Source organism: Tabrizicola sp., assembly GCF_030373185.1.
In the GTDB taxonomy this organism is placed as follows: domain Bacteria; phylum Pseudomonadota; class Alphaproteobacteria; order Rhodobacterales; family Rhodobacteraceae; genus Tabrizicola.
This window is the reverse complement of sequence record NZ_JAUCZH010000002.1, coordinates 30686-53128: the sequence shown is the minus strand read 5'-3', so window position 1 is coordinate 53128 and position 22443 is coordinate 30686. Positions and strand designations below refer to the sequence as shown.

Here is a 22443-nt window from a genome sequence, read left to right as displayed (position 1 = left end):
TTCATTATTGCTTTCTGGCGAGAATCGCCTGAGACTGGCGAAAAATGAATAACCTTCAGGGAGACCGCAAATGACCAACTCCTGGCGCTTCTCGACTTTGATCGACCGCCACCGCGCACTTGGCTCGGACCTTGAGGACTGGAGCGGGATGGGAACCGCATGGTCCTATTCCAAGGGCGACCCGGATGCCGAATACATGGCGATCCGCACCAAGGCGGGGCTGATGGATGTGTCAGGCCTGAAGAAGGTTCATATCACCGGGCCGGCAGCCAGCCATGTCATCGAACGCGCCACGACGCGGAACATGGAAAAGCTGATGCCCGGCAAGTCGGTCTATGCGACCATGCTGAATGATCAGGGCAAGTTCATTGATGATTGCGTGATCTACCGTCTGGCGCCGAACAGCTTCATGGTCGTCCACGGGTCGGGCGGCGCGCATGAACAGCTGACCATGGCCGCGACGGGCCGCGATGTGTCGATCCGGTTCGACGACAACACCCACGATCTGTCGCTCCAAGGCCCTATGGCGGTGGAGTATCTGGAAAAGCATGTGCCGGGCATCCGCCAGCTGCCCTATTTCAACCACATGCAGACCTCGCTTTTCGGCAAGCCCGCGATGATCTCGCGCACCGGATATACCGGCGAACGGGGGTATGAGCTGTTCGTGCGCGGGCAGGACGCGCCGATGATCTGGGACCGCATCCTTGAAGAAGGTGCCGCGATGGGGATCATCCCCTGCCGATTTACCACGCTGGATATGCTGCGGACGGAAAGCTATCTGCTGTTCTTCCCCTTCGACAATTCCGAGATGTATCCGTTTGAAAATGAAGGCCCGGGCGATACGCTGTGGGAATTGGGGCTCGACTTCACCGTGTCGCCGGGCAAGACAGGCTTCCGCGGGGCGGAAGAGCATTACCGCCTGAAGGGCCGCGAGCGCTTCAAGATCTGGGGCCTGAAGCTGGAAGGCAAGAATGTCCCCGGAAACGGCGCTCCGGTGTTCCGCGACGGCAAGCAGGTCGGACTGGTGACGCAGGCGATGTATTCGCCGCTGAACGACTGGAACATCGCCATCGCCCGCCTGCCGGTTGATTGCGCCAACAACGGCACAAGCCTTGAAGTGCGCTGCGGCACGCATGGGCCAATCGCGGCCACTACCCATTCGATGCCGTTCTACGACATCAAGAAAGAACGCCGCACCGCCAAGGACTGATGCAAGGACCGGGGTCTGCCCAGCGGGCGGACCCCCTCTCGACTAAGGATACGGATACGTGACCAGCAGTCTAACCCCAGTGACCCCGACCATTCACAGTCGCCCGGTCTATGCACCCCTTGAACCCCGCCCCGGCCAGTTGCACCTTATCGTTGCTGACGGAGAGGGGGCGGATGCTGTGATTGAGATGCTGGACAAGGCGAGTGATCGTTCGGGAATTCTGGCTGCCGCTCATGTCATGTATGCGCCCGGCCCGAACGGGACGGATCTTTCCAGTCAATTGCAGGCGCTTGGTGCGGCACAGTTCTTCCGCGCGCCGACCATTCCGGCGCTCTTGCCGCGACTGATCCGGGTGCTCGCTGACGCGCATATGGGTAGCCAGTTCTACCTTGCCGGGACCGAGGGACTGATCGGTCAGGCGGAACGTGAGATCATGAAGACCGGATTTCCCGTGGGCGCGATCCAGAAGGAACATCGCGGATCGACCGTGCGCCGCGTCCAGTGCGTGCATTGCAAGGGGATCACCGAGAACGTGGCTTCAGACCCGTTCAAATGCAGCCATTGCGGGCTTAACCTCTTTGTCCGTGACCATTATTCACGGCGGATCGCGGCGTTTCAGGGTGTCAACATCGATGCCGAAGACCCCGGTGAAGTGCCGCAAAGCGTGGTGAGGTTCAAATGAGCGGTGGTGCCAAGCTTCTGGTCCGCGTGGCCGAGGTCGTCGAGGTCAATGATCTGATCAAGCGATTCCGCTTTGTGTCCCGCGACGGGTCGGACCTGCCGGCTTTTTCGGGTGGCGCGCATACCGTCGTGGAGATGGACGATCACGGACTTCGCAGGCTGAACCCATATTCACTTATGTCAGACCCCGAGGATCGGTCAGGCTATGAAATCTCGGTTCGTCGAGATGATCAGGGCCGGGGCGGGTCGCTTTACATGCACAACCATGTGAAGCCAGGGATGGAAATGACGCTTTCCTATCCGGTCAACCTCTTCCCGCTGGACAATCGGGCGAAGAAGCACCTGATGATTGCGGGCGGCATCGGTATCACCCCCTTCATCGCGCAGATCGCGCAACTGACGCATTTCGGCGGCAGGTTCGAACTGCACTACTCTGCCCGCAACCGCGCGCTTGGGGCCTATATGGACCGGCTGACAGCGGCGCATCCTGACCGGGTCCACACCTATTTTGACGAGGAAAAGCAGGCGATTGACCTGTCTCGAATCCTGTCGATGCAACCGATTGGCACTCATCTTTACGTCTGCGGCCCGAAAGGGATGATCAACTGGGTTCTTTCCACTGCCGAAAGCATGGGCTGGCCGAAGTTGGCGCTGCATCATGAAGAATTTCTTGCCCCCGGCACCGGCCTGCCCTTCACGGTGGAGCTTGCTGCCAGCGGCAAGACCATTACCGTCGGCACCACCCAATCCTTGCTGGAGGCGATTGAGGCGGCGGGCGTAGATGCTCCCTATCTTTGCCGCGGCGGGGCCTGTGGACAATGCGAAACGACCGTTCACAAATGTGATGGCATGATCTTGCACCGCGACCATTGGCTGAGCCCCGAAGAACATGCCGAAGGCCGCAAGATCATGCCGTGCGTATCCCGCTTCGAGGGCAAGACCCTTGTCATCGACCGATAGGAGACGACCATGAGCCTCGACTTCAAACCGGGCGCGTTCAATGATTTCTTCCGGGAAGAAACCTTCCGTGAGGACTTCACCTACCGCAATTCGACGCAGAACATCCGACGCTTCCCGTTCCCGTTTGACCGCGACGACTACATGTATTCGGTCAACATGGAACCGCATGTGCCGGGCCGCAAAGGCACCGCGTTCGAGCATATCCTGGATGTGGACGAACACTACGTTGCCGAGATGATCGACCGCGCCAAGGTGCTGGCTGATGATCCATTGCGCTGCCAAAGCCTGCCGCACATGACGCTGGCGGGCTGGGATCTTCTGGAACTGATCATGGAGGCCAAGGCGCGGGACTATCCGCAATGGTTCAGCCTTGAAAAGAGCGGCAACAACTGGCGCTGGATCAACCGGCCGCTGGGGATCGACCATTCGTTCACGTTCCTTGACGAATCAACGCTGCCCTATGGCCCGTTTGAATACATCACCCGCCAGACCCAAGGCGATTTCAGCCTGCAGGACGAACGGGATGGCACGCTGTGGATGGACGCGGGAATGGTGACCAGTCAGGCCGACTGGTCGCTGGATTTTGACGTAGGCATGAACTTCCACGAATGGCATGCGCCGGTGCCACTTGCCCATGAAAAGGGCGTTTTCGACCGAGCACTGAAATTCCTTATGAAGTTGCAGCACGGCGCGCCGGTGCGGCGGTTCAACTGGACGATGACAGTCAACCCGCTGCTGGATACGGCGCCCGAGACCTATCCGAAATGGGGGCCGACCAAGGCCACCATCACACCTGAAAATCTGGGGCAGAAACAGCACCTGCGGGTGGAACTGCAATCGCTTTACCGCCTGCCCCGCTCAAACGCGATTGCCTTCGACATCCGCTGCTATCTGGCCTCGTTCGACGAGATCGTGACGGTCCCGAAATGGGGTCGCCGACTGCACCGGGTGATCCGCGACCTGCCTGAGGAACTGGCGACCTACAAGGGTTTCATCCGCAACCGCCCCGCCATGGTGGACTGGCTGTCGAAATACGATGACGGCCAGCCGACCTCGCCGGGGTGGTGGCCAGATGACTGATCGGGGGAACTGATGGGACAGCGCGCGCCCCTCAGCGTTGGGTTTCTCCTGTTTCCGGGGTTTCCGATGGCCTGCCTGACTTCGGCCATCGAGCCCTTGCGCGCCGCGAACGAGATCAGCGGTCGACGGGAGTTTGAGTGGAAGCTCGTCGCTGAAAACCGGGTTCCGGTGCGTTCATCTGCCGAGATCGGGTTCGAGCCGGACGTCACCTTGCAGGAGGCCGAGGGGCTGGATCAGCTTTATCTGATCTCGCCACCGACCGCGGAGTTCGCCGACCCCCGCCGCAGCGCCGCGCGCCTGCGCTGGCTTGACCGGACCGGGGTGGTAATGGGCGCCTTTTCGGGTGGGATCTTCCCCTTGGCTCGGTCCGGGCTGATGGAGGCACGGCCCTGTTCAGTGCATTGGTGCTATGAGGCGGCGTTCAAGGCGGATTTTCCGAATGTCGACTCCCGGGAAGCAGCGCTGGTGCGCGAAGGCCGCCGGGTCACCGTGTCTGGCGCGGGGGCGGTGTTTGACCTGATGCTGCGCCTGATCGAGGAAAGACTGGGTCGCGACTGCATGACTGAGGTGGCTTGCTGGTTCCAGCATCCTTTCGTCCGCGATGCCGACGCCAGCCAGAAGGTGCCGGTCGCCAGGTCTGGCGGCACGACCGACACGCTCCCCGCCGCGATCCGCGAGGCGATCAGGCTGTTTGAAACCCATGTCGAAGACCCGTTGCGCATCCCCGATGTAGCCAATGCGGTCGGTCTGTCGGGGCGTCACTTTGAACGGCTTTTCAAGCGGGAAACCGGGCAAAGCCCGTTGCGCTACTATCATCAGCTTCGGCTGACCAAAGCGCGGCAGCGGGTACTTTATTCCAACGACTCGCTGCGCGACATTGCGGCTTCGGTCGGTTACATGACCTCCAGCCCTATGGTCCGGCACTATACCGAGATCTTTGGGGTCAGCCCAAGGGATGAGCGGCGGCTGACCCTTTCAATGCGGCGGGCGGGGCCTGCGCGGGTTGAAGCGGCCGAATAGGGCGCCTCAGCCTTGCATCGACAGGGCCGCGATCCCGCAGAAGACTGCGGCAATGCCCGCCCATTGCACGGCGCGCACCCGCTCTTTCAGGAAGAATGCCGCCAGAAGTATCGTCAGCACGCCAAACAACGAAGACGAGACTGATGCATATTCTGCCCGGGGAAGGCTACCCGCTGCAGTGACAAGACCAAGGGCCACGGCGTCAAAAACGCCCATAAGAGCAAGCACCGGGAAGTGGCCGCGCTGCGGTGCAAGCGAACCGCCATGCCACAGAAGCAGCGCCACGATCACCCCCAGCGCGACAACCCTGCCGATCAGGATCACCGGCAGGTCTGCACCCTGCCGCGCCGCTTCTTGCCCCAAGGCAAAGGTCGCGGCGAAACCTACCGCCGCAAGCGCGGCCCAAGCCAGCGCCACACTGGGAGAAGATGCATAGCCTTCAGGCGCGTCATCCCGTGAAGACAGCGCCACAATCGCAATGCCCGTCACGATCGCCAGAACGGCAAGCCATTCCGACCCCGTCACCGGGCGGCCCTGCGCCATCGCAAAGGCCAGAGACAGCATCGGATAGGCCCCGATCACCGGCGAGACAAGGCGCACAGGCGCCAGACTGAAGGCCTTGTAAAGGCTGCCGATTGCCACCGCGATGGCCACCCCGGAAAACGCCGCAATGCCCCATGCGGCCCCGGTCATCGCCGCCCAGTCCCCGGCCAGAAGGGCCACCGGCACCAGCACCACAGAGCCCGCGCCAAGCACAACCGTAATTATGGGAAGCAAAGCCGCACCCTGCGACAGTTTCCGCGCCAGCAGATCATGCACTGCCCAGATCAGCGCTGCCGTCAGTCCAAAGCTCAATGCCAGCATTTTCTTGCCTTCCGCCGTTGCGGCGCTTGTGTCAGGCTTAGCCTGTCGCTATTCTTGTGAATGAACAAGTTTTATCCTTGTTAAAAATGCCGTTGCTGCATCTTCGGGGAAAACCATGCTCGATACTGCCTATCCGATGGTCAATCCCGGCCCGCCACGCCCGAGCCGGATTCTGACACCGCAAGGTTTCTCGCGCCACCACGGGCAAGAGCGCCATGTGATTCCGGGCGGCGGTGCTACGCTTTTGCAACTGATGACCGGAGATCGGCTGACCCTTGTGAATGACGAAGGCGGTCAGCCTGCCGAACTTGTGGCCGCAGCGCAGGATGGCCGGATTGATGCCGCCATTCTTGGTCAGGCGCCGAATTCTACCGCCGAAGGGCTGAAGGCGATGCTTGCGCTGGGGGATGCTGCGGGCGAAGGGCTGGCGCGGCTGCGCCGTGGCCTGACGCAACGCCACATTGATTTGGGCAAGGCCGGGGGGCTGCGGCTGTTTGGTCCTGACACGCCCCCCGGCGCGCGGGCCGAACTAACGGCGATGGATGACGGCTGGCTTGTCGTTGCCGCCCCCGGTCTGCCGATGGCCCCCGAGGCACAGGATACCGCGACGCCACTGACCCTGCTGGTCCAGCGCGCCAAGCCCCGGATGATCGGCAACCATGATCTGCCGGACCCCTTGGCCGACCCGATCCTTGATCTGCGGGTAAAGTCGGCCACGGCGGAAAGCTACTTCGTCAAGGCCGGGGACTATATCCAGATCCTTGACGTCGATGGTCGGCAATGCACTGATTTTCAATGCTTTGATGCCCGCAAGCTTGACAAGGGAATCCAGCATGCGCTGGACGTGACGACCAGCCGCACCTTGATGGGGCATGCCTATTCGATGCCCGGCCTCCATTCGAAATACTTCGATCAGGACTGGGTGCCGCTGGTCGAGGTGGTACAGGATACCGTGGGCCGCCATGACGCCTTTGCCATGGCCTGCGCGTCGAAGTATTACGACGACATCGGCTATCCCGGCCACATCAACTGTTCCGACAACTTCAACAAGGCGCTTGCCAAACATGGCGTCGACCCGCGCCCCGGCTGGATGGCGGTCAACCTGTTCTTCAATACGAACATTGATTCACATGGCGTCTTGATCAGTGACGAGCCGTGGTCCCGCCCCGGCGACTATGTGCTGTTCCGTGCGCTGACCGATATCGTCTGCGTCAACTCGGCCTGCCCGGATGACACCTCGCCTGCGAACGGCTGGTATCTGTCGGACATCCACGTCCGCACCTATTCCGGCGCCGAGAAATTCAGCCGTTCCATTGCCTATCGCCCCACGCCGGAGTCGGAGCCGAAGATGACCAAGGAAACTGCCTTCCACGATCGGATCAGCCAGAAAACCCGCAATGTGGTCGAATACAAGGGTTATTGGCTGCCACAGGCCTATTCGTCGAATGGTGCGCTTGAGGAATACTGGGCCTGCCGTCAGGCCGCCGTGGTGCTTGACCTGTCGCCCCTGCGCAAGTTCGAGGTGACCGGCCCGGATGCGGAAGCCCTGATGAACTGGGTGCTGACCCGCGACATGAAGAAGCTTTCGCAGGGCCAGGTGGTCTATTCCGCCATGTGCTACGACCACGGCGGGATGATCGACGACGGCACCGCCTTCCGTCTGGGCCGTGACCAGTTCCGCTGGATCGGCGGCGATGATTACGGCGGGGTCTGGATCAGGGAGCAGGCGGAAAAGCTGGGCCTGAACGCGATGGTGCGCAGCAGCACCGACCAGTTGCACAACCTTGCCGTTCAAGGCCCGAACAGCCGCGAGATCATCAAGCGCATGATCTGGACCGCGCCGCACCAGCCGACGATCGAGGAGTTGGGCTGGTTCCGCTTCACCATTGGTCGCCTTGGTGGGCCAGCGGGCGCACCGGTTGTGGTGTCACGGACCGGCTATACCGGCGAGTTGGGCTTTGAGATCTTTTGCCACCCCAAGGACGGCAGCGCGGTCTATGACGCCGTCTGGGCCAATGGCGAGGATCTGGGCCTGCGCCCCATGGGCCTTGCCGCGCTGGACATGGTGCGGATCGAGGCCGGGTTGATCTTTGCAGGTTACGACTTCAGCGACCAGACCGACCCGTTCGAGGCCGGGATCGGTTTTACCGTGCCGCTGAAATCCAAAACCGATGACTTTATCGGCCGTGAGGCGCTGATCCGGCGGAAGGAACATCCAAGCCGCAAGTTTGTCGGGCTGGAGATCGACGCCAATGTCGATGTCGGGCATGGCGACTGCCTGCACATCGGGCGCGCGCAGATTGGTGAGGTGACATCCTCAGTCCGCTCGCCGCTACTGGGCAAGAACATCGCGCTGGCGCGGGTTGATGTGGCGCACGCCGCAGTTGGCACCGCGCTGGAGGTCGGCAAGCTGGACGGCCAGCAAAAGCGCCTGCCCGCCGTCATCGTGCCGCTATCACATTACGACCCGAAGAAGACCCGCCCGCAAAGCTGACGCCATGAAACCAATGATCGACAGGATCGGAGGAGAGGACAAGGTTCATGACCTTGTCGATCATTTCTACGACCTGATCGAGACCCTGCCACAGGGCCGCGCGATCATGGAAATGCACCTGAAGGGCCACGGCCTTTCGCACGTTCGCCCGGCACAGTTCGAATTTCTCTGCGGTTTTTTCGGCGGGCGGCGCTACTATCACGAACGCCACGGCCACATGAACCTGCGCGAGATCCACGCGCATGTCGAAATCCGCCAGCAGGATGCCGAAGACTGGCTGGCCGTGATGGACCGTGCGATGCGTGAAACCAGCGTCGCGGAAAACGAGCGTGGCGAGATAATGGCCACCTTCCGCCGCGCCGCGTTGATGCTGGTGAATACGGCTTAGTGGCTGTCAGCCAAGGCGGCCTGCCAACAGATCCTGAACCTTGGCGCGCAGGGTAAGGTTAGCGGTGACAAGCCTGTCATGCGCCATCAGAAGATCGATTTTTTCGGGCGTCAGGGTCATGGCCGCTTCATAGAACTGGTCAATGACCTCATCACTCGCGTCAGTCAGAAAGGCCTGAAGCGGGCGTTCTATCGGGTGATGGTAGGCGCCGCTGACCAACCGGAAAGGCAGGGCGCGACGCCATGCGACCGGATCCTGAGCGTGAAAGTGCAGAACCCGCAATTCAGGATGAAACTGGCTGCGGAGCCGTTCCTTGTTCAAGAAGACTTCATGAAGGCGGATGGCCAATCCCTTTACGGCCGGTCGACAAAAGCTTTTGCCGATCGCGTGGGCAAGGCTGCCTTTCGGAAGCGCAACCGCCGCTGGCCCGAAAATGGCAGAATGCAGGTCTCGGTGTTGGCGATGCAGCGGGCCGCGGAAATGACGGGCCGTAAAGATGTCATCGGGCAGATCGGGTGTGTGCATTGCCTCGAAGGATTCCATCAGAACATTTGGAATGTCAGGGGGAATTGCGCCCAGTATCTCCGACACGGGCCGGGCGGCATGCAGGAATTCGTCAACGTCGATATGCCCAAGCCAGTCCAGCTTGCACTTGCGTTGGGTGTGGCGCGCGTTGCGGGCCTGCCGGTTCTGGTGTTGTTCATGGCGCCCGCCACGCATGGCCCAATACCAGTCGGTGCAGCGGGTGGCGGTTACGCGGGGCAGTTTGGCGACGCGTTCAAAGGCCGGATCGTCCGGGTCGTCAAAATAGAGCCAGAGGCGTGAGGCACCCAGCCCAAGGTGATGTGCGACAAAGGCTAGGATTTGCTCCTCAGGTGCCTTTACCGTGGTGACAAGACCCCAACTGCCCATCACAGCGCCTCCAGAAGGGCGCGTGTCGGCCAGCCATCGGCCGCCAGACCCAGCCGGAGCTGTTCTTTCTGTACCGCGCTCCTGGTGCCTGCGCCAAGGATGCCGTCGATCTTGCCAACGTCATGGCCCCGCGCGGCCAGCTTTTCCTGGAGCGCCTTCATGTCTTCAAGGCCCAGCATCGGGTCGGGGTTCCCAGCGATATAGGGGCCAGCGCCTTCTATCCGGGTTGCGAAATAGGCGGCGGTGGTGACGTAGACAAAACTTTGGTTCCATTCAAAGAATGTCCGGAAATTCGGGTAGACCAGAAAGGCCGGTCCCTTGCGCCCTTGCGGCAACAGGACTGAGGCCGAAAGCCCCGGCGCCAGCTCCCCATCACGCGGGATCACCCCCAGCGCCGCCCAATCTTCGGTCGGGCGTTCGGTTTCCAGCCCGGTCAACGCCCAGTCGAACCCTGCGGGCAGCGTCACCTCGGCCAGCCAAGGTTCACCCGCGCGCCAGCCGTGATGTTGCAGCATCCGCGCCCCGGACAGGATCGCATCGGCAGGCGAGGTCTTCAGCATCACCAGCCCGTCGCCATCGCCATCAACGCCGCGTTCCAGAATATCCTTCGGCAGCATCTGGACCATGCCGATTTCGCCCGCCCATGCGCCGGTGGTGTCAAGATCAAGCTCGTCCAGCGCGAAAAGTTGCGCTGCTGCCAGAACCTGCGGCTGAAACAGGTCTGGGCGCCGGCAATCATGCGCAAGCGTAAGAAGCGCGTTGCGGGTGTTGAAGTCGCCCTGAACCTTGCCGAAATCGGTCTCGAAGGCCCAAAAGGCCAGCAAGACGCCACGGCTGACGCCGTATTCCGCCTCTGCCCGGGCAAAGATCGCGTCAAACTCGGCTGACTTGGCCTGTGCGGTGGCAAGTCGGCCTTTCGAGATCAGGCTTTGCGAGAATTCAAGGAAGGGCTTGCGGAACACGCCTTGGCTGCGGTCGGCCTTCAGCACCTTTTCATCCTGCCGCGCCCCGGAAAAGAAGGCGGCGGCCTTGTCCGCAGGGGTGCCAGCGGCGATGGCCTCGGCCTTCATCGCGGTCAGGAAGGCGTCGAAGTCACCCCCGCAAGGCGCGGCATAGGCTGGGGCGGAAAGAAGCAGGGCAAACAGGGTGACGGCGCGCATGATCTCTCCGGTGTTGGGCTGACCCTAGAAAAGGGCCGTCAGAACAGCAACTGCCAGCAGCGCCACCCAGACCCGCCAAAGCGCGTTGGCGGCGGCGTCAATGTCATCCGGTCCGGGGTCGCGGCGGCCTTCGGGCCATACCCAAGGGTAGTCCTTGCGGATGCCGTCATAGCTGCGCGGCCCGGAAAGGGCGACGTTCAGAACCGGGGCCAGCGCGCTTTCGGGCCAGCCGGCGTTCGGGCTGCGATGCTTGGGCGCGTCGCGCAGGATCGGGGCAGGATCGACCCAGCCATGGGTCAAGGCGATCAGAAGCGCGGTCAGCCGCGCCGGGATAAGGTTCAGCACATCATCGAGCCGCGCCGAGGCCCAGCCGAATTCGCGGTATCGCGGCGTCATGTGACCGATCATGCTGTCAGCGGTGTTGATCAGCTTGTAGGCGACGATCCCCGGCAGACCCAGAACCAGATACCAGAACACCGGGGCCACAACGCCATCCGACAGGTTTTCGGCCGCACTTTCGATGGCGGCGCGGGCCACATCCGGCCCGGTCATCTGGCCAGTGTCACGCCCCACGATCATCGCCACCGCCGCACGGCCGTCAGCCAGCGACCGCCGCAGCCCCGTAGCCACCGCGCGGACATGTTCGACAAGGCTTTTCTGCGCCAGCAGGATCGCCAGCATCCCAACCTCGACCACGCCATGATCCGGCAGGATCTGGATCACCCATCCGACCGCCAGCCCGACGGCCAACAGCGCCAGCGTGACCAGCACCCCCCGCGCCTTCAGCGACTGGCCCCGGTTGAAGCGGCGGTCACAAAGGCCGACAAGGCGGCCCATCAGCACCGCCGGATGCGGCACCCGGTCCCACAGGAAACGGGGTTCGCCAAGGAGGGCATCAAGGATCATGGCAAGGGCAAGGATCATCCCCCCGCTATTTCTGTGCCTGAAGCGATTCGCAAGTATGGCCTGTTGGTGGCATGCATTTGCCCCGGATCAGTTTTCCAGGCGCGGCAATCAACCGAGGGTTGCCCTCCCGCGCGCTTTTCCGGACATCTTCTGTTTACACATGGGCAATATCATTGATGCAGCTTGATTTTTGCCTGTCAGGCTCCAGACTGGTTCACAGCACAAGCGAGGTCTGCCAATGCTTGAGTTTCTGCCAAAGGAAGTGCGGGAAGGCTTGGAAGCCGCCCGCAAGAAAGAACAGAAGCGCAAGTCGCGGCTGCGGGTGCAGGTAGGCGATGCGGTCTTTCCGGTGCTTCGCTTTTGGCATGATGGTTTTGCACTGGATGCCGACCTTTCGCCGGGCAAATTGCGCGGTTTGGTCGATGTCTACGACGGGTCACGCCATGTGTTCCAATGCCTGATAGTCGCCAGCAGCATCGAGAACGGCGAACTGGTCTGCGACTTCAAACGGGCGACGGCGGTGGCCGACCGTGCGGCGCTGGATTTCTGGCGGGATGAAAACGCGCCGGTGGCCTTGCTGCCCCGGGCTTGAGCGAGCTGCCCTATGGCCGGATCTCGACTTTGGTGCCGATCGGGGTGACAGCCCATATTTCACGCATTTCGGCGTTGGTCACGGCGATGCAACCTGCCGTCCAGTCGCCGCGCAGCTTGAACCCTTCGGCAAGGCCATTCGGCTGGCCGTGGATGAAGATATCGCCGCCGGGGTTGTAGCCGCCAGCCGCCGCACGGGCGCGGTCTTGGGGGCGGGGATAATTCAGGCCGACCGACAGGTGAAACGCGCTTTCGGCGTTGCGCCGGTCGATGGTGAATTCGCCTTCCGGGGTGCGCCCGTCTCCCTGACGTTCCTTGTCGCCGGCGGGGGAAAACCCCAGCGAAATCTGATAACTGCGCACCGGCTTGCCGTCCTGGATCAACTGCATCCGGCGGGCGGTCTTTTCGATGATGATCCGGTCAACCTGCCCCGAAAGCGGCGGTGGCGGCGGGCTGTCCAGCTTCTCCGGCGCCATGAACAAGGACGCGGTGATCAGCCCAAGGGCCGCCACCAGCGCCAGATAGGCAAGAAGGCGAAAGAGACGCCTCATTGCAGGTCGGAAAAGGCCCGTTGCAACCGGTCTACCGCATCGGCGATCTGCGCCCTTGGGCAAGCCAGATTGAAGCGCAGGAACGTCTCACCCCCCGCACCAAAGCTGGCGCCATGGTTGGTGGCGATCTTTGCAACCTTCTCAACCCGGTCAATCGCCTCGGCAGGGGTCATTCCGGTGCCGGAAAAATCGACCCAAGCCAGATAGGTGGATTGCAGCGGGGTGGATCGCAGGCCCGGAATCCGCGCGATGCCTTCGTCAAAAAGGCGGCGGTTGCCATCCAGGTAGTGCATCAGGTCATCGACCCAGGCCGCGCCTTCCGGTGAATAGGCCGCCGTCGCCATGTGCATCCCGAAGGAGTTGGGCGAAATGCCCATCGCGTTCATCTTGTTGGCAAAGGTCTTGCGCAACTCCGGGTCCGAGATGATGACGTTGCCGATATGGGCGCCAGCGATGTTGAAGGTCTTGGTGGTGGCGGTCATCATGATCAGCCGATCCGCAATCTCTGGCACGGCATTTGGCATCACGGTGTGTTTCTGGCCCGGATAGACCAGATCATGATGAATTTCGTCCGATAGCAGAACAAGGTCATGGCGCTGACAGAAATCGGCCACGGCCTGCAATTCCGCCACTGTCCAGACCCGGCCGCCGGGGTTGTGGGGGGAACACAGGATCAGCAGTTTTTCGCGCCCGGTCAGCCGTGCTTCCCATGCCGGGATATCCAGTTGGGCCACGCCGTCCACCAGCGCCAGCGGACATTCCACCGCCTCGCGCCCGGCGGCTTTGATGATCCGGGAAAAGGCGTGATAGACCGGCGTCATCAGGATCACCCCGTCGCCGGGGGCGGTGAAGGCGTCAACGCACAGCGCTGTGCCGTTCACAAGGCCGTGGGTGGTGAAGATCCATTCTGGATCCACAGTCCAGCCGTGACGCGTCTGCATCCACCAGCGGATCGCCTCCAGATAGGCGCGGTCGTCACCGAAGTAGCCGTAGACGCCATGGGCTAGCATCTTGTCCAGCGCCTGCTGGACAACCTGAGGCGGGCGGAACTCCATGTCGGCAACCCACATCGCAAGCCCGTCCCGTGGCGACAGGCCGTAAAGGGATTCCATCATGTCCCATTTGACGCAATGGGTTCCGGCGCGGTTGATCGGGGTGTCGAAGGTCATGACGGGCTCTCTTTGGGTGGGGACGATATACCGAGTAGACAAAGATAAACGGAATGTCATCCCATTTATTCAGAGATAATCGGAAACATGATCCGATATTGGCCTTCAGATTGGAATTTGCGTCTGCAAAGGCAATCTGCCTGCAGAGTTTGGCTTTGGGGCGCGAACCCCTTGCCTTGATGGCCCGGCTTTCGTAAATCGCAACACATGATCCGCTCTATCCTGATCCATCCTGATCCGCGCCTCAAGAAGGTCTGCGACCCCGTGACCGAAATCACGCCAGAGCTGCGGCTTCTGGCGGACGATATGCTTGAGACGATGTATGACGCCCCCGGCATTGGCCTTGCCGCACCGCAGGTCGGCGTGATGAAGCGCATGCTGGTGATGGATTGCATCAAGGACGGCCCGCCCGAGCCGATGGTGCTGATCAACCCCGGTGTGGTCTGGGCGTCCGAAGATGTCTCGGTCTACGAAGAGGGCTGTCTTTCGATCCCCGACCAATACGCCGAGGTCAAGCGCCCGGCCGAAGTGACCATCCGCTGGATGGATCTTGACGGACAGGACCAGGAACGCCAGTTCGCGGGCATCTGGGCGACCTGTGTGCAGCACGAGATCGACCATCTGGATGGCAAGCTGTTCATTGATTATCTGGGACCGCTGAAGCGGCAGATGATCACTCGGAAGATGGAAAAGCTGAAGCGCGAACGCGCGCGGGCGGTCTGAAGCCTAGGTGCGGCCCTTGGCCCGCCGGGGGTGACTTTCGCGGTCCGCCCGGCTATGCGGCAGGGGCATATCCAAGGTGGCTTTGATGCTTTTACCGATCCTGCGCTGGCCTGACCCCCGGCTTTCCCAGCCCTGCGCCCCCGCAGCGCTTGACGATGACCTGCGCCAACTGGCGGCGGACATGCTGGAAACGATGTATGCGGCACCGGGCCGGGGTCTGGCGGCGTCGCAGGTCGGGCGGCTGATCCGGCTTTTCGTGATGGATGTGACGTGGAAGGAAGGCCAGCGCAGCTCGCAGGTTTTCATCAACCCCAAGGTGGTAGAGCTTTCGCCGTCGCGGGTACTGGGGCCGGAAGGGTGCCTCTCCATCCCCGGCCCGGTGACGGAAGTGGAGCGGGCGGAAACCGTGCGGATGCACTGGACCGGGCTTGACGGGCAGGCGCATGACACTGTGCTGACCGGCTTTGCCGCGATCTGCGCGCAGCATGAATATGATCATCTGGACGGTATCCTGACGCTGGACCGGCTGTCGCCCGAAGCCCGCGCGCGGGCCGAGGCAGAGGTGGCGGCATGACCTTGCGTCGCTGTGTGCCATGGCCGGATCCGGTGCTGCGCCAGCCCGCCGCCGATGTGGACGGCATCACTGACGCAGTTCGCGCGATCTGGGCCGACATGATCGACACGATGGAGGCGATGCCGGGATACGGCCTTGCCGCCGTGCAGATCGGTGTGCCGCTTCGGCTGGCGGTGGTGGATTGTTCCGATGCCCGGGGGCAGGCGGTGCGGATGGCCAATCCCGAAGTCCTGCACGCCAGCGGCCAGATGCGCGAACATGAGGAAGCCTCGCCCAACCTGCCGGGCGTATCGGCGGTGATCCGGCGGCCCCGGGCGGTGACGGTGCGGTTCCTGAACGAACAGGGCGCGGTCGAGGACCGGGATTTCGTCGGCCTTTGGGCGACATCGGTGCAGCACCAGATCGACCATCTGGCGGGCAAGATGTATTTTGACCACCTGTCGGCGCTGAAGCGCAAGATGCTGATCGCCAAGGCCGAAAAGCTGAGGCGTGCAAAATGAAAATCATTTTCATGGGAACGCCGGAGTTTTCGGTTCCGGTTCTGGACGCGCTGCACCAAAGCCATGAGATCCTTGCGGTCTACTGCCAGCCGCCGCGTCCCGCCGGGCGTGGCAAGGCAGACCGCCCAAGCCCGGTGCAGGCGCGGGCAAAGGCGCTTGGCCTGCCCGTGCGCCATCCGGTCTCGTTGCGCGACCCGGCGGAACAGGCCGCCTTCGCCGCCCTTGGGGCCGATGTTGCGGTTGTGGTCGCCTATGGTCTGATCCTGCCGCAGCCGGTGCTGGACGCACCGCGCCTTGGGTGCCTGAACATCCACGCCTCGCTTTTGCCGCGCTGGCGGGGGGCGGCGCCCATTCATCGGGCGATCATGGCCGGGGACGCTGAAACCGGGGTCTGCATCATGCGGATGGAGGCGGGGCTTGATACCGGGCCGGTGCTCTTGCGTGAGGCAACCCCGATCGGCGCGGAAGAAACCACCGCTGAGCTGCATGACCGGCTAAGCGCCATGGGCGCGCGGCTGATCTTGCAGGCACTGGAGCGGCTACCCTTGCCCGCCATCCCGCAGCCCGCTGAAGGCGTGACCTATGCCGCCAAGATCGACAAGGCCGAAGCGCGGGTGGATTTCACCCGACCAGCGGTTGAGGTCGATCGGCTGATCCGCGGGCTTTCCCCGTTTCCCGGTGCATGGGTCGACGTGAATGGCGAACGGGTGAAACTTCTACGCTCACGGCTGGCAATGGGAAATGGCAGCCCGGGGCAGGTTCTGGCCGGGTTCACCATCGCCTGTGGCAGCGGTGCGGTCGAGATCACGCAGGCGCAGCGCGAAGGCAAGCGCCCGATGCCTGTTGCCGAAGTGCTGCGCGGGCTGGTTCTTCCCGACCGGCTCTAGCATCGGAGGTATGGGCTTCCCATATCCGACAAAGATGGTGGAGGAGGGTCGAGATGCCGCTCATCTGGCTTTTGGTCGTGGGGGTGGCGGTCGGATTTCTGGCCACGCGTATCCTAAGGGTTGACCTTGATACACCGTCGACGATTGCGCTTGGGGTGCTGGGCGCGCTGATCGGCGGGCTTGTGCTGCGCGGCCTGGTGATGATGGCGGGCGCGGGTGCCGGGTTTGTTGGCGCGCTTGCCGGGGCGCTCCTGTTGATCTGGGCCTGGAAGACCTGGATCAAGTAAGCCGCTTTACCGCGTCCTTCAGCCTGAAGCCCGGTTCACCCATGCGGGACCAAAGCTGCTGGCCCTGCCATGCGGCGAACAGAAGCGCCGCTGATTCGCGTGCTTTCTGTCCCGTCCCAAGTCGCAAGGACAACGCCGCCTCGACCGAGGCACGCCATGCGGCGGCGCGCTGGGCAAGGTCTGCATCGCGGAAATCGGCGGCAAGTGCCGCGGCATCGGCGGTGCCAATCGCTTTCAGCAAGGCTTGCGGGCCTTTGTCTTCGGTCGCAAGGATCGCCTCGGCGGTCGCGGTTTCAAGCCGTTCCCATGCGGCCATGCGGGCGGAGCGGACCATGCCATCACGGCTGCCATAGCGCTGAACCAGCGTGGGCGCGGCAAGGCCGGTTGCGGCAGCGACCGTGGCGAAGGACACCGCCTTGTCGCCGCCGGTATCAAGAAGTGCTTGCACGGCGGCAAAGATACGGTCGTCTGGTATGGTGCGGGTGCGTGGCATGAAGCAACGATAAACGAATATTCGTTCATTCTGCAAGCAGTTTACCGCTTTGGTGCGCCCGAGCTTGGCGGCTGCGATTTGTAAACCGGCAGGCGCCAGCCAAAGGCAATGCTGCCAGCGCGCAAGGTGAAGACAAGGGCGGCGCAGATCAACAGGGCCACGCCGGTTTCCAGCCCCGCATGGCCCGCCCCCACCGCCCCCAGCGCCCCGGCAAAGGCGCAGGTGACGTAAAGCTCGCCCTGTTTCAGGACCAGCGGCACTTCGTTGCAAACCACATCGCGCATCAACCCGCCCATGCAGCCGGTGATCATCCCCATCACCAGAACGACTGGCCAACCCTTGCCCTCGGCCAGCGCCACCGCGACTCCAGCGGGGACAGCGACGGCCAGCGCGAAGGCGTCGAACCACAACAGCGCCCGGTAGCGGCTTTCAAGCCGGTGGGCGGTGAAGAACACAAGGACAGCGGCCAGCGTTGCCACCGCCAGAACCACTGGATCGGCCACCCAGAACACCTCTCGGTTCAGGATCGCGTCGCGCAGGGTGCCGCCGCCAACGGCGGTCAGGCAAGCGATGAATATGAAGCCGACCACGTCAAGCTGCGACCGGCTGGCCGCAAGAGCGCCGGTCAGCGCAAAGACCAGCACCGAGGCGTAATCCAGCCCGGTCAGCAGCGTCAGGGCGGGAAAACCGGTCATGCGCTGGCCTTGAACGGGGCCATCCCCGCGCGGGCGAGTTCGTCGGCACGTTCGTTTTCCGCGTGGCCCGCATGGCCCTTGATCCAGCGCCACGTCACCTTGTGGCGGGCTTGCGCTTCTTCAAGCCTTTGCCAAAGTTCGATATTCTTGACCGGTGATCCACCTGCCGTGCGCCAGCCCTTGCGTTTCCAGTTATGGATCCATTCCGTCACGCCATTCTTCACATAGGCACTGTCGGTGACAATGGTGATGTCACTTGGCCGGGCCAGCGCCTCCAGTGCCGAGATCGCGGCCATCAGTTCCATCCGGTTATTTGTGGTCATGGCCTCGCCACCCTGAAGGGTGCGCTCCTTGACTACGGCGCCACCTTCGCGGGCCAGCATCAGCACACCCCAGCCGCCGGGGCCGGGATTGCCGGAACAGGCACCATCGGTATAGGCGAAAAGATCGGGCATGGGCGTCAGACCTGCAACGGGATGGCAAGGCAGGCAAGAACCACCACCGTAAGCATGACCCGCAGCCGCAGCCACCAGCGCGGGGCAAGACCCCATGCGGCATACATTCCGTCCAGAAGCAGCAGCCCGACAAATCCGGCCGCAAGGAAGATGGTGGAATTGGCCGAGGCATCGGTGACCATGAAGAACACCCAAAGTGCGGGGATCACGGACAAGGCGTAGGCGACGGCGGCCTCACCGCCTTCGGCCTTGGTGGCAAAGCCCCACAGCACGCCCGACATGAAGGACAGGATCACCGTGCCATAACTCAGCCCGACATAGGCACCAAGAAACATCGGAGACAGCCATTGCACCGCCCAGCCGGACAGAGCGGGCGAAAGGTGGGTGGCGGCGGACCACAGGAAAGGGATCAGCCCGGCAAGGCCAAGGATCAGGGCAGGTCTGGGGATGCGGCGGTCATCGGTCATGTGGCAGACTTAGCCCGGCAGATGCGCCAAGGCCAGCCCTGCGCCTTTGATCCAGTCCGGGGCAAGACCCCGAAAGCACCGCAGGCAGGCGCGGGACGGTTCAGCGATCAGACCGCCTCTTGCCGCAGGATGCGCGGAACCTTGAACTCGATATCCTCGACGGCGGTTTCCACCTGTTCCACGGTCAGATCAAACCTTGCGCGGAAGGCGTCGATCACCTCGTTCACCAGCAGTTCGGGGGCCGAGGCACCAGCTGTCAGGCCAATCGCACGGGCGCCATGCAGCGCGCGCCAGTCAATATCGGTCGCGCGCTGGATCAGCATGGAATAGGCGCAACCGGCGGCGCTGCCCACCTCGACCAGACGTTTGGAGTTTGATGAATTGGGCGCGCCAATCACCAAAAGCGCGTCGATCCTTGGCGCAACAGCCTTGACCGCAGCCTGACGGTTGGTTGTGGCATAGCAGATGTCGTCATGCGCCGGGGCGTTGATGGCAGGAAAGCGCGCCTTCAGCGCGGCGGCAATGTCGGCGGTGTCATCGACCGAAAGCGTGGTCTGGGTGATGAAGGCCAGCCGCGCCGGATCGCGGACCTCAAGCGTTGCCACATCGGCCACGGTTTCCACCAGCAGCACCTCGCCCGGGGGAAGCTGGCCCATGGTGCCAACGGTTTCCGGGTGGCCTTCATGGCCGATGTAGATCATCTGGACACCGTTTTCATGGTGCCGTGCGGCCTCGTTATGGACCTTGGTCACCAGGGGGCAGGTGGCATCGACGGCAATCATCTGGCGGTTTGCAGCTTCAGCCGGAACGGATTTCGGCACACCATGCGCGGAAAAGACCACGGGGCGGTCATCGGGACAGTCGTCCAGTTCCTCGACGAAAACCGCGCCTTGCGCCCGCAGCGCATCGACGACGAACTTGTTATGCACGATCTCGTGCCGGACATAGACCGGCGCGCCCCATTTCTGGATTGCCATCTCGACGATCTTGATGGCGCGGTCCACGCCAGCACAAAAACCGCGCGGGGCGGCAAGATACAGGGTCAGGGGGGGAAGCGATGCCATGGTATTCCGACGCTTGGTTGACCGAGAGTTAGGGCCAAATGCGCCCAAGGTCCAGCCGGGACCGGCAATCACGTCAGACCAGGTCAGCCCAAGGCCGCACCTGCGGCAAGGGCTACGGCCGTATATCGGGCAGTCTTTGCGATGCTGACAAGGATAAGGAATGGCAGGATCGACACCCGCAAAAGCCCCGCCGCGGCCACGATCACATCGCCCCCCGGCGCCCAGCTTAGCAGCAAGGACCAAAGACCCCAGCGTTGAAACCAGCCTTCGGCCCGGGCCAGTTGCGCAGGCCGGACCGGAAAGCGCGGATGATCCCGAAATCCGCCAAGGCCGCGCCCGACCGCATAAGTCACGCATGACCCAAGGACATTGCCAACGGATGCCACAATCACCAGCGTCAGCACGGGCCAACCCGCAGCCTGAAAGCCGATGAACACGACCTCCGACTGAAACGGCACCGGGGTCGAGGCCAGAAGAGCGGCCAGAAAGAGGCCGGTCAGCGCAATCACGCGGACCGGACCTTTGATCGCCCCTCAGATCGACCCGGTGACCAACCCGGTGTCGGGGTCACTTTGCCTCGACCTCTGTTTCCTCGGCAACCATGGGCCGCGGTTCGCGTGGTGGGCGGCCGATCACGTCGCGCAGCTCGTCCAGCTCGATGAAGTTGTCTGCCTGACGACGCAATTCGTCGGCAATCATCGGCGGCTGGCTGCGGATGGTGGACACCACCGACACCCGAACCCCCTGACGCTGAAGGCTTTCCACCAGTGGGCGAAAGTCGCCGTCGCCGGAAAACAGCACGACATGATCCACGCGGGCCGCAAGTTCCATGGCATCGACGCAAAGCTCGATGTCCATGTTCCCCTTGACCTTCCGGCGCCCCTGACTGTCGGTGTATTCCTTCGCCGGCTTCGTGCGCATGGTGAAGCCGTTGTAATGCAGCCAGTCGACCAGTGGGCGGATCGGAGAATATTCGTCGTTCTCAAGCAGGGCGGTATAGTAGAAAGCGCGCAGCAGTTTGCCACGACGCATGAACTCCATCCGCAAGAGCTTGTAGTCGATGTCGAAACCAAGAGCCTTTGCCGCGGCGTATAGATTCGATCCATCAATGAACAGCGCAAGCCGTTCGTCCTTGTAAAACATCCTTTGTGTCCCCTCAAAGCGTGCTGCGCCGATCGAACTTCCGTGTCTGGACCACGTGTTGTAGATGACTTCGTCGGCACTCGGTTCGTGAATATCAGTCGGAAATGGGCTCAGACAAGTCAAGCTTGGGAATAATCGCGTGCAACTACAGAACAATGAGCAACTGCTGGTTGCATTCGGCGCAAACCTGCCGTTCGACGGGCATGATCCTGCCGACACGCTGCGATCTGCCGTCGAGGCTTTGTCCGAGGAAGGCCTTCCCGTTCTTGGCCTTAGCCGGCTTTACGCAACTCCTTGCTTTCCGGCCGGGGTGGGACCGGATTATGTGAACGCGGCGGCGGTGCTTGCCAACCGAGATGCAGTTGACCTTGCGTCAGTTCTTGCCCGGCTGCATCGGGTCGAGGCCAGATTTGGCCGGGAACGGGCGCAGCGCTGGGGCATGCGGACGCTGGATATCGATCTTTTGGCGATGGGCGATTCGCTGCTGCCGGACGCAAAAACGCAGGATCACTGGCGAAACCTGCCACCCGAAGCACAGATCGGTGCCACGCCGGATCAGTTGATCCTGCCCCATCCCCGGATTCAGGATCGGGCCTTTGTACTGGTCCCCTTGGCCGATGTGGCGCCGGACTGGGTGCATCCGCGCATCGGGAAAAGTGTTCGGCAAATGCTTGCCGCCCTGCCGCAGTCGGACCGTGATGCCGTGAAACCGCTTTGATTTGCGGCGATTCAGCGCTTGTCATGGCAAGTCCAAGGGCCTAAATAGGCGGCTTCCAGCGAAACTTCCGGATTGGAGTTGCCCATGGCCCGCGTTACGGTCGAAGATTGCGTTGACAAGGTTCCGAACCGGTTCGAACTGGTGATGCTTGCCGCCCACCGGGCGCGCGAAATCCAGTCCGGCTCGCCGATCACCATCGACCGCGACAACGACAAGAACCCGGTCGTCGCCCTGCGCGAGATTGCGGATGAAACGCAATCGGCCGAGGTGCTGCGCGAGCGGATGATCGAAAGCCATCAGACCCAGATCGAGGTTGATGAGCCGGAAGATGACCAGATGGCGCTTTTGATGGGCGGTGACATGGATCGTCCGATGGTCGACGACATGTCGGAAGAAAAGCTGCTCCGCGCGCTGATGGAAGCCCAGGGCGAGCTTTAAGGCGGAAAACCCG

28 protein-coding genes are annotated in these 22443 nt (G+C 62.4%); 15 read left to right on the top strand and 13 right to left on the bottom strand.

All coding sequences use genetic code 11. The annotated features are described in order from the left end of the window. The first annotated feature begins 70 nt into the window (after positions 1 to 70). The 5 genes from QUV21_RS05070 to QUV21_RS05050 are packed head-to-tail and all read left to right on the top strand — an operon-like array spanning position 71 to position 4951. A complete protein-coding gene (locus QUV21_RS05070; RefSeq protein ID WP_300853546.1) occupies positions 71 to 1210 on the top strand; it encodes an aminomethyltransferase family protein in 1140 nt (379 codons plus the stop codon). Between the two features lie 58 nt (positions 1211 to 1268). After that, a complete protein-coding gene (locus tag QUV21_RS05065) occupies positions 1269 to 1892 on the top strand; it encodes a dimethylamine monooxygenase subunit DmmA family protein (protein ID WP_300853545.1) in 624 nt (207 codons plus the stop codon). Beyond that, positions 1889 to 2851: a PDR/VanB family oxidoreductase gene (locus QUV21_RS05060; RefSeq protein ID WP_300853544.1), complete on the top strand. Its 963-nt coding sequence runs from the start codon at positions 1889 to 1891 to the stop codon at positions 2849 to 2851. Before QUV21_RS05065 ends, QUV21_RS05060 begins: the two co-directional genes overlap by 4 nt. 9 nt (positions 2852 to 2860) lie before the next feature. Further along, positions 2861 to 3931, top strand: a complete 1071-nt coding sequence (locus tag QUV21_RS05055) for a DUF3445 domain-containing protein (protein ID WP_300853543.1) — start codon at positions 2861 to 2863, stop codon at positions 3929 to 3931. Between the two features lie 12 nt (positions 3932 to 3943). Then, positions 3944 to 4951, top strand: coding sequence for a helix-turn-helix domain-containing protein (locus QUV21_RS05050; RefSeq protein ID WP_300853542.1), 1008 nt, complete (start codon positions 3944 to 3946; stop codon positions 4949 to 4951). Between the two features lie 6 nt (positions 4952 to 4957). Here QUV21_RS05050 and QUV21_RS05045 read toward each other — a convergent pair whose 3' ends face one another. Next, complete coding sequence (locus QUV21_RS05045; protein ID WP_300853541.1) at positions 4958 to 5806, bottom strand: DMT family transporter; 849 nt, start codon at positions 5804 to 5806, stop codon at positions 4958 to 4960. Positions 5807 to 5930: 124 nt separating this feature from the next. Between QUV21_RS05045 and QUV21_RS05040 the strand changes: the two genes are divergently transcribed. Together QUV21_RS05040 and QUV21_RS05035 are read left to right on the top strand one after the other, a co-directional pair. Further along, positions 5931 to 8309: an aminomethyltransferase family protein gene (locus QUV21_RS05040; RefSeq protein WP_300853540.1), complete on the top strand. Its 2379-nt coding sequence runs from the start codon at positions 5931 to 5933 to the stop codon at positions 8307 to 8309. 4 nt (positions 8310 to 8313) lie between these two features. Further along, positions 8314 to 8697 carry a group II truncated hemoglobin gene (locus tag QUV21_RS05035; protein WP_300853539.1) on the top strand — a complete coding sequence of 128 codons (384 nt, stop codon included), beginning with the start codon at positions 8314 to 8316 and terminating at the stop codon, positions 8695 to 8697. A gap of 6 nt (positions 8698 to 8703) precedes the next feature. Here the strand turns inward: QUV21_RS05035 and QUV21_RS17800 are convergent, their stop codons facing one another. The 3 genes from QUV21_RS17800 to cbiB are packed head-to-tail and all read right to left on the bottom strand — an operon-like array spanning position 8704 to position 11693. After that, the gene (locus QUV21_RS17800; RefSeq protein ID WP_366907545.1) at positions 8704 to 9609 is read right to left on the bottom strand and encodes a glycosyltransferase family 2 protein; all 906 of its coding nucleotides are present in this window, start codon (positions 9607 to 9609) and stop codon (positions 8704 to 8706) included. Beyond that, positions 9609 to 10769, bottom strand: coding sequence for a lytic murein transglycosylase (locus tag QUV21_RS05025; RefSeq protein WP_300853537.1), 1161 nt, complete (start codon positions 10767 to 10769; stop codon positions 9609 to 9611). Before QUV21_RS05025 ends, QUV21_RS17800 begins: the two co-directional genes overlap by 1 nt. A gap of 24 nt (positions 10770 to 10793) precedes the next feature. Further along, positions 10794 to 11693 carry an adenosylcobinamide-phosphate synthase CbiB gene (gene cbiB / locus QUV21_RS05020; protein ID WP_300853536.1) on the bottom strand — a complete coding sequence of 300 codons (900 nt, stop codon included), beginning with the start codon at positions 11691 to 11693 and terminating at the stop codon, positions 10794 to 10796. 220 nt (positions 11694 to 11913) lie between these two features. Between cbiB and QUV21_RS05015 the strand changes: the two genes are divergently transcribed. Continuing rightward, positions 11914 to 12267, top strand: a complete 354-nt coding sequence (locus QUV21_RS05015; protein WP_300853535.1) for a hypothetical protein — start codon at positions 11914 to 11916, stop codon at positions 12265 to 12267. Positions 12268 to 12277: 10 nt separating this feature from the next. On the opposite strand, the gene QUV21_RS05010 is transcribed toward QUV21_RS05015, so the two are convergent. Together QUV21_RS05010 and QUV21_RS05005 are read right to left on the bottom strand one after the other, a co-directional pair. After that, the gene (locus QUV21_RS05010) at positions 12278 to 12817 is read right to left on the bottom strand and encodes a L,D-transpeptidase family protein (RefSeq protein ID WP_300853534.1); all 540 of its coding nucleotides are present in this window, start codon (positions 12815 to 12817) and stop codon (positions 12278 to 12280) included. Next, positions 12814 to 13986 (bottom strand): MalY/PatB family protein, encoded by a 1173-nt coding sequence (locus QUV21_RS05005; RefSeq protein WP_300853533.1) that lies wholly within the window; start codon positions 13984 to 13986, stop codon positions 12814 to 12816. Before QUV21_RS05005 ends, QUV21_RS05010 begins: the two co-directional genes overlap by 4 nt. 207 nt (positions 13987 to 14193) lie before the next feature. On the opposite strand from QUV21_RS05005, the gene def (QUV21_RS05000) reads away from it, so the two are divergent. From def (QUV21_RS05000) to QUV21_RS04980, 5 genes are all read left to right on the top strand, one after another. After that, entirely contained in the window at positions 14194 to 14709 is a 516-nt protein-coding gene (gene def / locus QUV21_RS05000) for a peptide deformylase (RefSeq protein ID WP_300853532.1), read from the top strand. Between the two features lie 82 nt (positions 14710 to 14791). Continuing rightward, positions 14792 to 15283, top strand: coding sequence for a peptide deformylase (gene def / locus QUV21_RS04995; RefSeq protein WP_300853846.1), 492 nt, complete (start codon positions 14792 to 14794; stop codon positions 15281 to 15283). Next, the gene (def, locus tag QUV21_RS04990; RefSeq protein WP_300853531.1) at positions 15280 to 15783 is read left to right on the top strand and encodes a peptide deformylase; all 504 of its coding nucleotides are present in this window, start codon (positions 15280 to 15282) and stop codon (positions 15781 to 15783) included. The genes def (QUV21_RS04995) and def (QUV21_RS04990) overlap by 4 nt, the downstream gene beginning before the upstream one ends. Then, positions 15780 to 16670 (top strand): methionyl-tRNA formyltransferase, encoded by an 891-nt coding sequence (gene fmt, locus QUV21_RS04985; protein ID WP_300853530.1) that lies wholly within the window; start codon positions 15780 to 15782, stop codon positions 16668 to 16670. Before def (QUV21_RS04990) ends, fmt begins: the two co-directional genes overlap by 4 nt. 53 nt (positions 16671 to 16723) lie before the next feature. Next, entirely contained in the window at positions 16724 to 16957 is a 234-nt protein-coding gene (locus QUV21_RS04980) for a GlsB/YeaQ/YmgE family stress response membrane protein (RefSeq protein WP_300853529.1), read from the top strand. Here the strand turns inward: QUV21_RS04980 and QUV21_RS04975 are convergent. The 7 genes from QUV21_RS04975 to QUV21_RS04945 form a co-directional block, all read right to left on the bottom strand. Then, on the bottom strand, positions 16950 to 17450 hold the full coding sequence (locus tag QUV21_RS04975) for a transcriptional regulator (RefSeq protein ID WP_300853528.1): 501 nt from the start codon (positions 17448 to 17450) through the stop codon (positions 16950 to 16952). The genes QUV21_RS04980 and QUV21_RS04975 overlap by 8 nt on opposite strands. A gap of 41 nt (positions 17451 to 17491) precedes the next feature. After that, entirely contained in the window at positions 17492 to 18127 is a 636-nt protein-coding gene (locus QUV21_RS04970; protein ID WP_300853845.1) for a trimeric intracellular cation channel family protein, read from the bottom strand. Positions 18128 to 18141: 14 nt separating this feature from the next. Then, a complete protein-coding gene (gene rnhA / locus QUV21_RS04965) occupies positions 18142 to 18600 on the bottom strand; it encodes a ribonuclease HI (protein WP_300853527.1) in 459 nt (152 codons plus the stop codon). Between the two features lie 5 nt (positions 18601 to 18605). Further along, positions 18606 to 19067, bottom strand: a complete 462-nt coding sequence (locus QUV21_RS04960; protein ID WP_300853526.1) for a DUF3429 domain-containing protein — start codon at positions 19065 to 19067, stop codon at positions 18606 to 18608. A gap of 107 nt (positions 19068 to 19174) precedes the next feature. Beyond that, positions 19175 to 20131, bottom strand: a complete 957-nt coding sequence (ispH, locus tag QUV21_RS04955; RefSeq protein ID WP_300853525.1) for a 4-hydroxy-3-methylbut-2-enyl diphosphate reductase — start codon at positions 20129 to 20131, stop codon at positions 19175 to 19177. Between the two features lie 83 nt (positions 20132 to 20214). Beyond that, positions 20215 to 20640 carry a YqaA family protein gene (locus QUV21_RS04950; RefSeq protein WP_300853524.1) on the bottom strand — a complete coding sequence of 142 codons (426 nt, stop codon included), beginning with the start codon at positions 20638 to 20640 and terminating at the stop codon, positions 20215 to 20217. A gap of 58 nt (positions 20641 to 20698) precedes the next feature. After that, a complete protein-coding gene (locus QUV21_RS04945) occupies positions 20699 to 21274 on the bottom strand; it encodes an NYN domain-containing protein (protein ID WP_300853523.1) in 576 nt (191 codons plus the stop codon). A 139-nt stretch (positions 21275 to 21413) separates the two neighbouring features. Here QUV21_RS04945 and folK point away from each other — a divergent pair, with 139 nt between their 5' ends. Further along, complete coding sequence (folK, locus tag QUV21_RS04940; RefSeq protein WP_300853522.1) at positions 21414 to 21992, top strand: 2-amino-4-hydroxy-6-hydroxymethyldihydropteridine diphosphokinase; 579 nt, start codon at positions 21414 to 21416, stop codon at positions 21990 to 21992. Positions 21993 to 22076: 84 nt separating this feature from the next. Continuing rightward, the gene (gene rpoZ, locus QUV21_RS04935) at positions 22077 to 22430 is read left to right on the top strand and encodes a DNA-directed RNA polymerase subunit omega (RefSeq protein WP_300853521.1); all 354 of its coding nucleotides are present in this window, start codon (positions 22077 to 22079) and stop codon (positions 22428 to 22430) included. The last annotated feature ends 13 nt before the right edge of the window (positions 22431 to 22443 follow it).

Excerpts from the sequence above, each read along its gene's own strand:
- QUV21_RS05010 (WP_300853534.1), bottom strand. The coding sequence starts at position 12,817 with ATGAGGCGTCTCTTTCGCCTTCTTGCCTATCTGGCGCTGGTGGCGGCC.
- QUV21_RS05050 (WP_300853542.1), top strand. The coding sequence starts at position 3,944 with ATGGGACAGCGCGCGCCCCTCAGCGTTGGGTTTCTCCTGTTTCCGGGG.
- rpoZ (WP_300853521.1), top strand. The coding sequence starts at position 22,077 with ATGGCCCGCGTTACGGTCGAAGATTGCGTTGACAAGGTTCCGAACCGG.
- rnhA (WP_300853527.1), bottom strand. The coding sequence starts at position 18,600 with ATGCCCGATCTTTTCGCCTATACCGATGGTGCCTGTTCCGGCAATCCC.
- QUV21_RS04945 (WP_300853523.1), bottom strand. The coding sequence starts at position 21,274 with ATGTTTTACAAGGACGAACGGCTTGCGCTGTTCATTGATGGATCGAAT.
- QUV21_RS05015 (WP_300853535.1), top strand. The coding sequence starts at position 11,914 with ATGCTTGAGTTTCTGCCAAAGGAAGTGCGGGAAGGCTTGGAAGCCGCC.
- QUV21_RS17800 (WP_366907545.1), bottom strand. The coding sequence starts at position 9,609 with ATGGGCAGTTGGGGTCTTGTCACCACGGTAAAGGCACCTGAGGAGCAA.
- QUV21_RS05040 (WP_300853540.1), top strand. The coding sequence starts at position 5,931 with ATGCTCGATACTGCCTATCCGATGGTCAATCCCGGCCCGCCACGCCCG.
- QUV21_RS05025 (WP_300853537.1), bottom strand. The coding sequence starts at position 10,769 with ATGCGCGCCGTCACCCTGTTTGCCCTGCTTCTTTCCGCCCCAGCCTAT.
- ispH (WP_300853525.1), bottom strand. The coding sequence starts at position 20,131 with ATGGCATCGCTTCCCCCCCTGACCCTGTATCTTGCCGCCCCGCGCGGT.
- def (WP_300853532.1), top strand. The coding sequence starts at position 14,194 with ATGATCCGCTCTATCCTGATCCATCCTGATCCGCGCCTCAAGAAGGTC.
- QUV21_RS05035 (WP_300853539.1), top strand. The coding sequence starts at position 8,314 with ATGAAACCAATGATCGACAGGATCGGAGGAGAGGACAAGGTTCATGAC.
- cbiB (WP_300853536.1), bottom strand. The coding sequence starts at position 11,693 with ATGATCCTTGCCCTTGCCATGATCCTTGATGCCCTCCTTGGCGAACCC.
- QUV21_RS04960 (WP_300853526.1), bottom strand. The coding sequence starts at position 19,067 with ATGACCGATGACCGCCGCATCCCCAGACCTGCCCTGATCCTTGGCCTT.
- fmt (WP_300853530.1), top strand. The coding sequence starts at position 15,780 with ATGAAAATCATTTTCATGGGAACGCCGGAGTTTTCGGTTCCGGTTCTG.
- QUV21_RS05055 (WP_300853543.1), top strand. The coding sequence starts at position 2,861 with ATGAGCCTCGACTTCAAACCGGGCGCGTTCAATGATTTCTTCCGGGAA.
- def (WP_300853531.1), top strand. The coding sequence starts at position 15,280 with ATGACCTTGCGTCGCTGTGTGCCATGGCCGGATCCGGTGCTGCGCCAG.
- QUV21_RS05060 (WP_300853544.1), top strand. The coding sequence starts at position 1,889 with ATGAGCGGTGGTGCCAAGCTTCTGGTCCGCGTGGCCGAGGTCGTCGAG.
- QUV21_RS05070 (WP_300853546.1), top strand. The coding sequence starts at position 71 with ATGACCAACTCCTGGCGCTTCTCGACTTTGATCGACCGCCACCGCGCA.
- QUV21_RS04980 (WP_300853529.1), top strand. The coding sequence starts at position 16,724 with ATGCCGCTCATCTGGCTTTTGGTCGTGGGGGTGGCGGTCGGATTTCTG.
- QUV21_RS05005 (WP_300853533.1), bottom strand. The coding sequence starts at position 13,986 with ATGACCTTCGACACCCCGATCAACCGCGCCGGAACCCATTGCGTCAAA.
- QUV21_RS04975 (WP_300853528.1), bottom strand. The coding sequence starts at position 17,450 with ATGCCACGCACCCGCACCATACCAGACGACCGTATCTTTGCCGCCGTG.